Here is a 12,104-nt window from a genome sequence, read left to right as displayed (position 1 = left end):
TCACGCGCGCTTAACCCTGTTCAGCCACACTTTCTCAGCGAATCTGTAATCCGGCCCACTGCGGCCGCGCGTTGCGAGTCCGACACGTATGTTGATCGCCTGCCCGAGCTGCGCGAGCGAGTACCGGATCGATGCCGACAGGGTCGGCATGGAGGGCCGTTCCGTCCGCTGCGCGGCCTGCCGCGAGACCTGGTTTCTCACCCCGGCCGATGTCCTCGCGGGCCACGAGGCCGAGCTCGCCGACAGTGCCGAGGCAAGCGATGATCCAATCGCGGCTGAGGCCTGGGAGGAGGCGACCGCCTCGGTCCGGGCGGCCACCAACATCCCGACCCCGGTGGTGAAACCGGCCGCCCGGCCTGCGTCTTGGGGCGGGAGGGCCCGTCGCGGCATGTCCGGGATGTCGTTCTCCCTCGCCTTCGGCCTGACGCTTCTGGCGGCGCTACCCCTGGTCTGCCTTGCTCGCACGAGCGTCGTCCGGGTTGTCCCGCAGACCGCCGCGCTGTTTGCGCGGGTCGGGCTTCCGGTGAACCTGCGCGGCATCGAGATCCGCGACGTCGTGGCGTTCAGCAACCCCGGCGAGGACGGCCGGCCGCCGGAACTGGTGGTTGAGGGCGACCTCGTGGGCGTCGCGCGGTCCGACTCGCCGGTCGCGCCGCTTGCCGTCGAGATTCGGGATGCCGGCGGGCGCCCGATCCGAACCTTCTCGGTCCCGGCACCACGGACGGTCCTCGGCTCGGCCGAGACGGCGCGGTTCCGCGCGAGTCTCCCGATGCCGCCGACGGAAGGGCGAGCGGTCGTTCTGCGCTTCGCCGACGCCCGCGTGGCGGGCGCCGAGCCGCGGGTTGCGGCGGCCGACCACTGAGGCGTTCCAAGTGGTGCGGATCCCAGGTCAGGGCCGCGCGTCTGTCGTCTCGAAAGGTTGAGACGATCGCGGACCGCTACAAGCGAGCGGCCTCGTGCCCGATCGTGCCGATTGAGACCTGTCGGCGAACGATCCGGGTGGCGGCACGATTGAACGGCGCCGGCCTCTGCGGTCAGTCCGGCCGTCGGCCTGACGCGTCCCGCCGCGCTGTGTCTGACCGGGTCAGATCCGGCTGCCGCGCGCGTCGGTGATCCCGCGTCCGGGAGCAACGGCCCGCCACGTTCTTTGGACGAGGCTCAAGACCGCCAAGCCAAGACGGATTGCCGCCACGCCGACCCGCGCGAGCCGGATCTGACCGGGCAATTGGCGCGGACCGATGGGACGGTAGACGAGGCGCGGGCTCGCGCGCTCGGCCTCGGCGATGGCTTGGCCGAGGGGGAGGGCGGCGATCCGTTCCGCCGCGGCCGGACCGATCCCGATGGCCTGCGCCCAGGCCAGGTTGCGGCCGAGCAGGCCGCGATCGTGCAGCCGCCGGAACCGCCGCCGCCAGACATACCGAAGGACCGCTCTCGGGAAAGCCTCCATCCGGGCGTCGCACAGCGCGTCCGGCTCCTCGCAGCGGGAGCGGATCGTATCGGCGACGCCGCCGGGGGCGCGGCCGGCGAGCCGGGCCGAGATGGTCACGCACACGTCGGTGGCGTGCCGAACCCGCAGGCCGTGCTCCAGGAGTTTGGCGATGAAGGCGCCATCCTCCCCGAGCGGTATCTCCGGCATGCCGCCGACCTGGAGATAGGCCGCGCGCGTCACCGCCAGAGTGGCACCGATCGCCGTGCGGTGGCACGGCCACGGATCGTGCGGATCGGGGTCGAGACGTGCCTCCGCTTCGGTGATCAGGGCGTCGTAGCGATCCTCCAGCTTGCCGCGGGCGGGCAGGGACGGCGGCAGCAAGGCCGCTTCGGCGGGATCGAGTTCGACCCGGCCTGCGACGGCATCCGCGCCCGCCCGGATCGCCGCGACATTGCGGGCGACCCAGTTCGCCGGCACCCGGCTGTCCGCGTCGGTGGACAGGATGATCCCCGCATTCCCCGATTCCCCGAGCCAGGCCGCGGCGGCGTCCATCGCCCGGCGCCGGGCCCAGCCGGCATGCGCCCCCGAGAACGTCTCGACCAGAACCCGGACCGGGATCGACAAGGTCGGCACCAGATCGGCGACGATGGCCTCCGTGCGATCCGTGCAATTGTTCAGGAACAACACCAAGCCGAGACCGCCCGGGGCGAGACCGGTCTGAGCGTCGATGGCGCGCAGGCAGGCCGCGATGCGCTCCTCCTCGTTGCGCACGGGCACGGCCACGATCGCGTCGGGGCTCTGGTCCGCAAGGGGTCGGGCGCGTGTCACCGGATCTCTCCATCGGCCCCGTCATATCGCGGGGTCCGGGAGGGATATGCCGGGCGGTGAATGAACGGAACCGGAAGGGCGCCCCTGCCGATCAGAGCGCCTTCTCCAGAAGGCCCTCGATCCATTCCGGCTGGGTCTCGCCGACGGATCGGCCGACCTCCGTCGCGCCCTTGTAGGCGATCAGCGTGCTTTGCATGCGCACGTTCAGCCGCCGGAGCAGCTCCTTCTGGCTGTCGAAGTCGATGTCGAAGATCTGCAGATCCTTGAAGCGCGGCTCGGACGCGAGCTTCGCGAGGATCGGCTTCTGCGTCTTGCAGATCGGGCACCACGGGGCGCTGACTTCGACCAGGATCGGCTTGCCGCTCTTCTGCGCGGCCTCGAATGCGGGATCCGAGAACGGCCTCGTCTCCCCGGCCGCGGCGGGCGCGAGACTGGCGGCCAATAGGAGACCGGCCAGCGTGAGGACGGCGCGACGGCTCTGCATGATGCGTTTCCCCCGACCAGCATCTGTTCCAGGGTGCCGGCTCCGCCAACAGGGTACACGACGCCCACGCGAAGGATGCAGCGTTTGATGCCGCCGCGCATGAAAGTTGACGCCGGGCGCGTCACATCATCGAGATGGCTCACCGAGCCGGTCCTCGGCGACGAGCGCGGCGATGTCGTCTCCGTCCACGGCATCCATGGTGCGCCGGATGCGCAAGGCGCGGGTCGGGGCGCCCGCACGCATCACCAGCACGATCGTCTCCAGGTCGGGGCAGCCGGGATCGGCGCAGGCGATCTCGTTGACCGCGAGCGCGTCGCCCTGGCCGAGCCCCAGCGCGGCGATCAGGTCCTGCTTCAACCGCGCGGCGATCTCGGCACGCTCTGCCGAGCGGGCTCGCCACGCCTTGAGGCTCACGAACGCCATGCCGAATGCACTTCCCTCAGAGAGGTCACCATGCCTCATCGACCCCCGCGCAGCGGTCGGTCGCACGCAAGAATGTAATAGTGTTGCGGCCCTGCCAGCCGGTCAAGCGCGGCTGCGGTGACGCGGCGCGAAACAAACCCGGCCCTCGACCGTAATGCCAACGGACGCTTCACGAATCTCCGATCTCCGCTTGTGTCTCGACTCGACAGCGCGGTGGACCTTCTGTGAGGTGTCCTGGCGTGCGCAGAGGATGTGTGATCTTGCGACCCTGGCGGGACGGACCGAGCGACCGACGGAGTTACCATCACGGTAATCTGAAGGAGGCGCTCATCGAGGCCGCGCGTCGGTTCATCGCGGAGCGGGGGATCGGCGGCTTCACCTTGGTGGACGCCGCACGCCTCGTCGGCGTGACGCCGGCTGCGCTGTATCGCCATTTTCGCGGCCGTGAGGCTCTGCTGGAGGAACTCGCAGGACGCGGCTTCGCGGAACTCGCCGAGCGTCTGGCACGAGCGCTGACCTCGCGCGGTACGCCGCTGGAGCGGTTCACCCGTATGGGCGAAACCTATCTGACCTTCGCCGAGGAGGAGCCGGCCTACTACGCGGCGATCTTCGAGACCCGGGGGCTTCCGGCCGGCGCGACGGATCCCGACGCTGGGCCGAATCCGAGCGATGCCGCCGCGCGTCCGAGTCCGTTCGATCTGCTGGTCGAAGCGCTTCAGGCAACATTCGCGGACGGATTCGGAGGCGTCGCGCCGCGCTTCATCGCCCTGGAGGTCTGGGCGCTGGCCCACGGGTTGGCGACCCTCTCGGCTGCCGGGCACCTTCCGCGCGGCCCCGGATTTCCGGACAAATACGAGCTGCTGCGGGCCGGAGTCCTCGCTCTCGTCCACGGGGCCGCACGGAGCAGAGGACCCGAACCCCGCGCCTGACGCCCTTGAAAGGTGTTCTCGGCACCCGCATGTTAACCGCGTTCACATGAACAGCGGAGCACAGCCGTGACCTCTCAATCTTCCTCACCCTGGGCAACCGGCCGGCTCTGCCGGTCCGGCCCGTTCCCGCGCCGTTCCCTGGAGATCGGTGCCATCGTCGTCGGCTTCATCTACTGGTGGCCTGTGGGTCTCGCGTTGGTCGCCTGGAAGCTGGCCGGCTATCCGGCCTTCACGGAACTCCGCGACAGCGCGCGCCGGACGTTCTCGGATTTCGAGGGCGCGCGCCCCGCCTCTCGGTTCGCCCGTGCATTCGAGGCCGCGAGCCGGCGCGACAGCACCGGCAATGCGGCGTTCGACGATTACCGCCGCGCCGAGCTGGACCGACTGGAAGCGCAGCGCCGCGCCCTCGCCGAGGAGAGCCGGGCCTTCGCCGAGTTCGTCGAGGAACTGAAGCGGGCCAAGGATCGCGAGCAGTTCGACGCTTTCATGGCTAAGCGCCGCAGCGAGGGCGGCGAGCCGCGCTCAGTCTGATCAAGACGGTTCACCGGGCCCGGGCCGATCGGCCCGAGTTCGGTGCGACCATAGCCTCAGAAACGCCGGAGCGCGTCGGCGAAGAGGGCGGCTCCGGTCGCGGAAGCCGCGCCACGCGGCGCCTCTCGCGCGACAGCGCAACGTCCGGCGGGCCGGTCAGGCAGCGCGGACCGTTTCGAGGAACCGGTCGACTTCGGCTGTCAGGTGCTCGGATTGCTCCGAGAGCCGGGACGCTTCGGCCAGCACCTGGGTGGCTGCGAGCCCGGTCTCCTCGGCCGCGCCCGCGACGCTCACGATGTTGTTCGTGACCTCACCGGTTCCCGCTGCCGCTTGCCCGACATTCCGGACAATCTCCTGCGTGGCCGCACCCTGCTGCTCCACCGCGGCCGCGATGGAGCTGGCAACCCCGTTGATCTCACGAATCCGAGCCGTGGTCGCACCGATCGCCGTGACCGCCTGTCCGGTCGAAGTCTGAACCTGCGCGATCTGGGCCGAGATCTCATCCGTCGCCCGCGCGGTCTGTTCGGCCAGAGCCTTCACCTCCGAGGCCACCACCGCGAAGCCTCGGCCCGCCGCCCCGGCGCGGGCCGCCTCGATCGTCGCGTTCAGGGCCAGCAGGTTGGTCTGGCTGGCAATCGAGGCGATCAAACCCGCGACGTCGCCGATGCGCGCGACGGCCGCGCTGAGTTCCTGAACGAGCGTGCCGGTCTGGTCGGCCTCCCGGACCGCGACTTGCGCGAGCTTGGCGGAGCCATCGACCTGCCGGCCGATCTCCTGCACGGACGAGCCCAGCTCCTCGGCGGCGGCTGCGACCGTGCTGACGTTGCTCGCCGCCTGCTCGGCCGCCGCTGCAACGGTCGTGGATTGGTCGGCAGTCTGGCGCGCCGTCGCCGTCATGACCTGTGCAGTCGCCTGCAACTCGCTCGCTGAGGCGGAGACCTGACCGATAATGCCGCCGACTGCCCTGGCGAATTGGTCGGCCATCTGACGGATCCCGGCCTTGCGTTGCGCCTCGGCGGCGAGCCGGGCCTCGGCCGCCTGCTCCTCCAATTGCCGGTTACGGATCAGGTTATCCTTGAACACCTGAACGGCCGCAGCCATCGCGCCGATCTCGTTGCGGCGGGACTGGTAGGGCACCTCCGCGTCCGTATCGCCGGCTGCCAGGACCGACATGATGCGGGTCATCACCTGGATCGGTCGGGAGATCCGTGCCAAGCCGAAGATCGCCGCAGCCAGGGCTGAGGCCACAGCGAGCCCGATTCCCACATAGGCGGTGGCGGTGGCTGTGTTGGCCCGCGTCATCGCGATGTCGGCATCGTGGGCGGCCTCACGCTCGTTCAAGGAGACGAGCTGCGCAAGGGTCGCACGCGCCCCATCGTACAGAGCGACGACGTCGGGATGCGTCAGAAGCGCAATGGCCTCAGCTTGTTGACCGCCCGCAACGAGGCGGCGCACCTCGCTGTCCGCCCGTTCGAACTTGGCCCAGGACGCCGCGAAGCTCTCGTAGAGGCTACGTTCTTCCGAGCTGCTGATCAGCGGCTCGTAGCTGTTCCTGGCTTCGCGCAGTTTGGCAAAGGTCGCCGCGAGATTGTTCTCGTTGGCTGCGCGTCGCTCCGCGGTGACCGACAGCATGAGGAGCCGGTATTGCTTGATCCGCACTTCCGAGGCGGCGACCTCCACGGCGCTTATCGTTTCGACGGAGGGCAGCAAATTGGTGGCGAGAGCCGTCGCGGATTCGCGGATAACGGCCAGTTCCCGGACCGAGAGACCGCCCTGGATGGCCGAAATGAGGGCTAGAAATCCGAAGAGGATGGCGAGTAACGATTTGAGTGATAGGTTCAAGCGCATGAAACGTTTCGCATGTCGTTGCACCTGAGTTTCGACTCAGGCAAGAAGTTTGACTCTCTCTAATGTAGATCGAAAATCGACGTCGGCAAGACTCTGCAGTAAGTCGTCGAGCTATCGAATGAGCATTATCTGTCACTATAAATGCCAGTATCTAAAGTGTGGATATATTTAACTTGTCGAGTATATTGATTTTCAGATGTAAGTTTTGACTCAGTGATTGTTGAACTTCTTTCATTGTGTTAAGCATTTGTTCATCTCGATCACAGGTGGAGCGACGAACGGCACGGATCCAGGATGGGCTGTCCGACGGCCTCGTGCCCGCCCGTGCCAAGTTCCAGCGGCCATGGGGCGCAAGCCTTCGGATACGCCGCCTCGTCCGCGCCCGGCGCGGGCCCGCACATCGGCGCTCGGGGTCGGATTTGGTTAGAGGGCTACGAGTGGCGGGCTCCTCGTTTCGAGGGGCGCCCGCGAGCGATCGCCAAGCGGGTTGCCGACGGCTCGCGTCCCCGCTCCGGAAGTTGCGCCCCGGCCGAGGGTCCGGCATTGCTCCGGCAGCCGAAGCGGAGGGGTTCAGGCGATGCCGACAGCTCGGGTCACGGTGGTTGATCACCCGCTCGTGCAGCACAAGCTGACGTACCTGCGGGACAAGAACCGCTCGACCAAAGGATTCCGCCAGCTTCTCAACGAGATCGGCATGCTCCTCGCCTACGAGGTCACGCGGGATCTTCCGCTCGAGGCGGTGACCATCGAGACGCCGCTTCAGCCGATGGAGGGCCGACAGATCCAGGGCAAGAAGCTGGTCCTGGCGCCGATCCTGCGGGCAGGGGTCGGCTTCCTCGACGGCATGCTGTCGCTCGTCCCATCGGCGCGGGTTGCCCATGTCGGACTCTACCGGGATCCGGACACGCTCGAGGCGGTGGAGTATTACTTCAAGGCGCCCTCGGATCTCGCCGACCGGACTGTCCTGGTCCTCGACCCGATGCTGGCCACAGCGAATTCGGCCATCGCGGCCCTGGATCGGTTGAAGGCGCGGGGCGCGTCGGACCTGCGGTTCGTCTGCCTGCTGGCGGCGCCGGAGGGCCTCGCCAAGTTCCAGGCCGCGCATCCCGACGTGCCGGTCTGGACCGCCGCCATCGACAGCCACCTGAACGATCACGGCTACATCGTGCCGGGCCTCGGCGACGCCGGCGACCGAATGTACGGGACGCGCTGAACGCCCGCGGCCCTGCGCCGAAGCATCGAGCGTTGGCTTTGAACCGCTACGGCCGCGAACTGAAGGAGCGGGCACGGCCCTTGCCGACGACCTTGCGCAGCACGCGGGAGAGTTCCTCCACCGAATAGGGCTTCTGGATCAGGTCGAAGCCGTGGACCCCTTCCTGCGCGAGCACGTGGCTGTAGCCGGAGGTGAGGACGACAGGCAGGTCGGGCAGACGCCGTTCCAGCTCCCGGGCGAGGGCGATCCCGCCCATTCCGGGCATCACCACGTCCGAGAACACGGCGTCGAAGCGGAACGGGATCCGCTCGATTTCCTGAAGCGCCTCCTCGGCGTTCGTCGCCCAGACCGTCCGGTGGCCGAGATCTTCAAGGATCTGCGTGGCGAAGCGGCCGACCTCGACGTTGTCCTCAACCACGAGGATGCACAGGCTCGCGCCCTCGATGCTGCGCTCGTCGACCGGGCCCTCATCGGCCTTCTCGGGCGCCCCTTCGACCTGCGGTAGGTACAGGGTGAAGGTCGTGCCTTCCCCGGGCCGGCTCGCGACGTCGACGTCGCCCCCGGACTGCTTCGCGAAGCCGAAGACCTGGGAGAGCCCGAGGCCGGTGCCCTTCCCGATGTCCTTGGTGGTGAAGAACGGCTCGAAGATCCGCGGCAGCACGTCGGGGGCGATCCCGAGGCCGGTATCGGAGAGCGACACGGCCGCGAAGGTGCTCCGCGATCCGGCGTGGCCGCGGATCGCCGGCATCGGCCGCCCGCCGACCAACCGGAGGGTCAGCGTGCCTTCGCCGCTCATCGCATCGCGGGCGTTGACCGCCATGTTGATCAGCGCGGTCTCGAATTGGCTGAGATCCGCTCGGATGTAGCAGGGTTCGTCGGGGATCCGGGCCTCGACGGTGATCCGCGCGCCCGTGACGGAATCGAGCATCTCGGCGACGGCGCGCAGCGAGGCGCCGACCTCGAAGACCTCGGGGCGGAGGGCCTGCCGGCGCGCGAAGGCGAGGAGCTGACCGGTGAGCTTGGCGGCCCGGTCCACCGTGTCGGAGATCGCCTCGACGTAGCGGCGCCGCCGCTCCTCCGGCAGGTCCGGCCGCTTGAGCAGGTCGGTGGACGACTTGATCACGGTCAGCAGGTTGTTGAAATCGTGGGCGACGCCGCCGGTGAGCTGGCCCACCGCCTCCAGCTTCTGCGACTGCCGCAGGGCTTCCTCGACGCGCTCGCGCTCCACGCTCTCGGATTGCAGGCGGTCATGCGCCTCCGCCAGGGCACGCATGTGCCGCCGCTGCTCGGTCAGGTCGGTCAGAATCCCGCACAGGAGGGGCTTGTCGCCCTGGCGCTCGAAGCGGCTCAACGACAGGAACGTCGCGCTCTCCGCGCCCGCCGACGCCTTGAGCGCGATCTCCTCGCGAACCGGGCTCGCAACGGCCCGCTGGACCAGTTGATCGAGGTCGGTATCGGGGCGCACGAAATCGCGCAACGACCGACCGATCAGCCGCTCCTGCGGCTCGGCAAGCATGTCGGCCAATCGGCGGTTGCAATAGAGCACGGTGCCGTCCAGCCCGAGGGTGAAGGCACCCTCCTGAATCTGCTCGATCAGCACGCGGTACGGGCGGTCGGCATTCTCTAGGGTGTAGACCAGACGCTCGTGGTTCGGTCCCTCGACCACCACCGCGTCGAAATCGCCCCGGCGGATCGCCGCGAGCGTCTCCTCGCTCTCCTCGAGCCGCGCTTCGAGCTCGCGGATATGGGTTCGATAAGCTTCCGGGCCCGGCTCGTCTCCGGGCAGCAGCGCGTCGACGCCCATCAACGCGCCTCCATAGCGGGATCGATCTCGAGCACGCGCAGAAGGCGGTCCTCGTCCAGGAGATCCCCCGAGATGCGGCGCTCGGGCAACGGAGCGACCTTCAGCAGCGTCGGGGCAGCGAGAATCCCGTCGCGCTCGGCCAGATCGGGCTGCTGGTAAATGTCGACGATCTCCAGCTCATACCGGTTCGGGATGTGGGTCTCGCAAACCCGGCGCAGGAACTCGACGGCGCGCAGGGATCGCGGCGCGGTCCCGGCCACGAACAGCCTCAGGCTGTAGCGGTCCTGGGCGCCTGAAGGCGCGATGCCGCCGATCAAGGCTGGTCCGCCCTCGGACGGATGTCCAGACCGACCAGAACCTTCTCGGTGTTCGACAGGTCGCCGATGATCCGCTTCAGCGGAGAGGGCAGCCGGCGCACCAAGGTCGGGATCGCGAGAATCTGATCGCCCGCGGCGAGCTGCGGATTCTTCATGAGGTCGACGACCTCGATGTCGTAGCGGCCCGCCAGATGCTCCTCGCAGAAGCGTTTGAGATTGGTCATCGCGGCAAGCGACTTCGTCGTCTGCCCGGCGACGTAGAGGCGCAGATGATAATGGTTCGGATCGCGGTCGGGATCGGTCTCCGGAACCGGATCTTCCGAGGTCGTGTCGTTCATTCCGCGGCACTCCGTCGTGCGGTCAGTTCCTGCCGTTCCCTCGCGCGGTCCGCCTCGCGCAACCCGTCCTCCACACGAAGACGTTCCTCCTCATCCTCAGTGGCTTCCAGACTGGCGCGGAGTTCCTCCATCTGCCGCTCGATCGCTGATCGTCGACGCGCGACCTCGCGGATCCTTCGCTCGGTCTCATGCAGGCGCCGCTGCGTCTCCGCCATCTCACGCGCCTCTTGCACCATCCGGGCCGTGCCGGTCAGGACGCCCGCCGGGCCGATATAGGCATCGACCAGCCGGATCCCGTTCGATGACATGAGGAACTCCCGAACTTGGTTCGAGTGGCTCATGCCGCGCGCTTTTATGACATAGAGCGTGCGTGTCCGTTCGCCGTTGGCTTCCATGTTCTGGAGCTTGACCCAGGCATCCATCAGCGAGGACACGCCGAGATCGTCCTCCTTCACGAGGGAACCGTCGCCGCGCAGGGTGGTGAACACCGCCGTGATGCCCCGGGTCTTGATCAGGTCGATCATCCGGAGGAGCGTCGCCTGTAATTCGCTCGTCGAGCCGCGCAGGGCGGAGATCGGATCGATCACGACCACGTCCGGGCGGAACTGGTCGAGGTCGCGATGCATCCGGGCGAGGTGCGTCTCGAGTCCGAACAGGCTCGGGCGTGCGGCCTCGAAGCGCAGGAGCCCGCTCGCGATGTGCCCGGCGAGATCGAGCCCGATCGAGCGCGCGTTGCGCACGATCTGCGCGCTGCTCTCCTCGAACGCGAAGGCCATGCAGCGCTCGCCACGCCGGCAGGCCGCATCGATGACCGAGGCCGTCAGCATGGTCTTGCCCGTGCCGGCCTCACCCGAGATCAGGATACTGGAGCCGCGATAGAATCCGCCCGGGCCGAGCATGGCATCCAATCCGGCGATTCCCGACGAGATGATCCCGCCCGGCACCTCGTAGTCGAGCTCGGCCGACGTGACCGGCAGGACGCTGATGCCCGCGTGGTCGATCAGGAACGGGTATTCGTTGGTGCCATGCGCCGAACCGCGATATTTGACCACCCGGAGACGGCGTGTGGTGATCTGGTCCTCGATGCGGTTGTCGAGCAGCACCACACAATCCGAGACGTACTCTTCCAGCCCCTGCCGGGTGAGCTGCCCTTCGCCCCGCTCGCCGGTGATAATCGCCGTCAGGCCGCGATCCTTGATCCAGCCGAACAGGCGTCGCAGCTCCGCGCGCAGCAGCGATGGGTCGGTGAAACCCGCAAACAGGGTCTCGATCGTGTCGAGCACGACGCGCTTGGCGCCGATGCTGTCCACCGCGAAGCCGAGGCGGATGAACAGGCCTTCCAGGTCGTACTCGCCGGTCTCCTCGATCTCGCTGCGCTCGACGCGCACGTGGTCGATGGCGAGCTTGCTTGCGGCGACGAGCCCGTCGAGATCGTAGCCGAGGGAGGCGACGTTGGCGGCCAGATCCTCCGCCCGCTCCTCGAAGCTCATGAACACGCCCGGCTCGTCGAACAGGGTCGCGCCGTTGACCAGGAACGTGGTGGCGAACAGGGTCTTGCCGCAGCCCGCGGCGCCGCAGATCAGGGACGGGCGGCCCGCCGGAAGGCCGCCAAAGGTCAGATCGTCGAAACCCGCGATGCCGGTGGGCGACTTGGCGAGGGCCGTCAGCATCTTCGGGGCAGCTATCTGGTCAGTCACGATGATCGGTGTCCCGAACGTCTCTGTCGAAGGCAGAGGCTCGAAAGGGCCCTGCGGCGCCGTCCCCCCCAGGCGGCAGGTTACAATCCGCTGCGGGGCGGCTCGGAGAGCTGGCAAGACGGGCCGAGATCACCCCGGATGCGGTATGGCAACGGCATCCCAAGCGCAATACGCGGCCGCTACGATCCCACCGCTTCGATCTTGGCCGGCGACCGCCGGTGATCCGTGCCGGCGCGACCGGCTGAGAGTGCGACCCACGTCGT

12 protein-coding genes are annotated in these 12,104 nt (G+C 68.1%); 4 read left to right on the top strand and 8 right to left on the bottom strand.

Translation table 11 applies throughout. From position 1 onward, the window contains the following. Positions 1-88: 88 nt before the first annotated feature. Positions 89-862 carry a zinc-ribbon domain-containing protein gene (locus AC3WSN_RS16305; RefSeq protein WP_192707519.1) on the top strand — a complete coding sequence of 258 codons (774 nt, stop codon included), beginning with the start codon at positions 89-91 and terminating at the stop codon, positions 860-862. A gap of 222 nt (positions 863-1,084) precedes the next feature. Here the strand turns inward: AC3WSN_RS16305 and AC3WSN_RS16300 are convergent, their stop codons facing one another. From AC3WSN_RS16300 to AC3WSN_RS16290, 3 genes are all read right to left on the bottom strand, one after another. After that, positions 1,085-2,257, bottom strand: coding sequence for a glycosyltransferase family 2 protein (locus tag AC3WSN_RS16300; protein WP_492539304.1), 1,173 nt, complete (start codon positions 2,255-2,257; stop codon positions 1,085-1,087). Positions 2,258-2,348: 91 nt separating this feature from the next. Continuing rightward, positions 2,349-2,741, bottom strand: coding sequence for a thioredoxin family protein (locus tag AC3WSN_RS16295; RefSeq protein ID WP_192707521.1), 393 nt, complete (start codon positions 2,739-2,741; stop codon positions 2,349-2,351). Positions 2,742-2,867: 126 nt separating this feature from the next. After that, positions 2,868-3,164, bottom strand: a complete 297-nt coding sequence (locus AC3WSN_RS16290; protein ID WP_492539301.1) for a hypothetical protein — start codon at positions 3,162-3,164, stop codon at positions 2,868-2,870. 260 nt (positions 3,165-3,424) lie between these two features. Here AC3WSN_RS16290 and AC3WSN_RS16285 point away from each other — a divergent pair, with 260 nt between their 5' ends. Beyond that, the gene (locus AC3WSN_RS16285) at positions 3,425-4,093 is read left to right on the top strand and encodes a TetR/AcrR family transcriptional regulator (RefSeq protein ID WP_492539299.1); all 669 of its coding nucleotides are present in this window, start codon (positions 3,425-3,427) and stop codon (positions 4,091-4,093) included. Between the two features lie 66 nt (positions 4,094-4,159). Beyond that, complete coding sequence (locus AC3WSN_RS16280; RefSeq protein ID WP_192707524.1) at positions 4,160-4,624, top strand: DUF2852 domain-containing protein; 465 nt, start codon at positions 4,160-4,162, stop codon at positions 4,622-4,624. A 156-nt stretch (positions 4,625-4,780) separates the two neighbouring features. On the opposite strand, the gene AC3WSN_RS16275 is transcribed toward AC3WSN_RS16280, so the two are convergent. Beyond that, positions 4,781-6,472 carry a methyl-accepting chemotaxis protein gene (locus AC3WSN_RS16275; protein WP_492539297.1) on the bottom strand — a complete coding sequence of 564 codons (1,692 nt, stop codon included), beginning with the start codon at positions 6,470-6,472 and terminating at the stop codon, positions 4,781-4,783. A gap of 577 nt (positions 6,473-7,049) precedes the next feature. On the opposite strand from AC3WSN_RS16275, the gene upp reads away from it, so the two are divergent. After that, the gene (gene upp / locus AC3WSN_RS16270) at positions 7,050-7,685 is read left to right on the top strand and encodes a uracil phosphoribosyltransferase (RefSeq protein ID WP_192707526.1); all 636 of its coding nucleotides are present in this window, start codon (positions 7,050-7,052) and stop codon (positions 7,683-7,685) included. 46 nt (positions 7,686-7,731) lie between these two features. Here upp and AC3WSN_RS16265 read toward each other — a convergent pair whose 3' ends face one another. Genes AC3WSN_RS16265 through kaiC form a run of 4 tightly spaced genes read right to left on the bottom strand, consistent with a single transcriptional unit; the run spans position 7,732 to position 11,814 of the window. Next, positions 7,732-9,489 carry an ATP-binding protein gene (locus AC3WSN_RS16265; protein ID WP_492539295.1) on the bottom strand — a complete coding sequence of 586 codons (1,758 nt, stop codon included), beginning with the start codon at positions 9,487-9,489 and terminating at the stop codon, positions 7,732-7,734. Next, positions 9,489-9,806, bottom strand: coding sequence for a circadian clock KaiB family protein (locus AC3WSN_RS16260; protein ID WP_373622714.1), 318 nt, complete (start codon positions 9,804-9,806; stop codon positions 9,489-9,491). Before AC3WSN_RS16260 ends, AC3WSN_RS16265 begins: the two co-directional genes overlap by 1 nt. Beyond that, on the bottom strand, positions 9,803-10,144 hold the full coding sequence (locus AC3WSN_RS16255) for a circadian clock KaiB family protein (RefSeq protein ID WP_192707528.1): 342 nt from the start codon (positions 10,142-10,144) through the stop codon (positions 9,803-9,805). Before AC3WSN_RS16255 ends, AC3WSN_RS16260 begins: the two co-directional genes overlap by 4 nt. Further along, the gene (gene kaiC / locus AC3WSN_RS16250; RefSeq protein ID WP_492543131.1) at positions 10,141-11,814 is read right to left on the bottom strand and encodes a circadian clock protein KaiC; all 1,674 of its coding nucleotides are present in this window, start codon (positions 11,812-11,814) and stop codon (positions 10,141-10,143) included. Before kaiC ends, AC3WSN_RS16255 begins: the two co-directional genes overlap by 4 nt. Positions 11,815-12,104 lie beyond the last annotated feature (290 nt).

The organism is Methylobacterium sp. FW102-HT35C08 (genome assembly GCF_058790235.1).
The sequence above is the reverse complement of the archived record's forward strand: the minus strand, read 5'-3'. Positions and strand labels throughout refer to the sequence as shown.

Coding starts and splice junctions, on each gene's coding strand:
- AC3WSN_RS16305 (WP_192707519.1), top strand. CDS start 89: ATGTTGATCGCCTGCCCGAGCTGCGCGAGCGAGTACCGGATCGATGCC.
- AC3WSN_RS16295 (WP_192707521.1), bottom strand. CDS start 2,741: ATGCAGAGCCGTCGCGCCGTCCTCACGCTGGCCGGTCTCCTATTGGCC.
- AC3WSN_RS16290 (WP_492539301.1), bottom strand. CDS start 3,164: ATGGCGTTCGTGAGCCTCAAGGCGTGGCGAGCCCGCTCGGCAGAGCGT.
- AC3WSN_RS16275 (WP_492539297.1), bottom strand. CDS start 6,472: ATGCGCTTGAACCTATCACTCAAATCGTTACTCGCCATCCTCTTCGGA.
- upp (WP_192707526.1), top strand. CDS start 7,050: ATGCCGACAGCTCGGGTCACGGTGGTTGATCACCCGCTCGTGCAGCAC.
- AC3WSN_RS16265 (WP_492539295.1), bottom strand. CDS start 9,489: ATGGGCGTCGACGCGCTGCTGCCCGGAGACGAGCCGGGCCCGGAAGCT.
- AC3WSN_RS16255 (WP_192707528.1), bottom strand. CDS start 10,144: ATGAACGACACGACCTCGGAAGATCCGGTTCCGGAGACCGATCCCGAC.
- kaiC (WP_492543131.1), bottom strand. CDS start 11,814: ATGCTGACGGCCCTCGCCAAGTCGCCCACCGGCATCGCGGGTTTCGAC.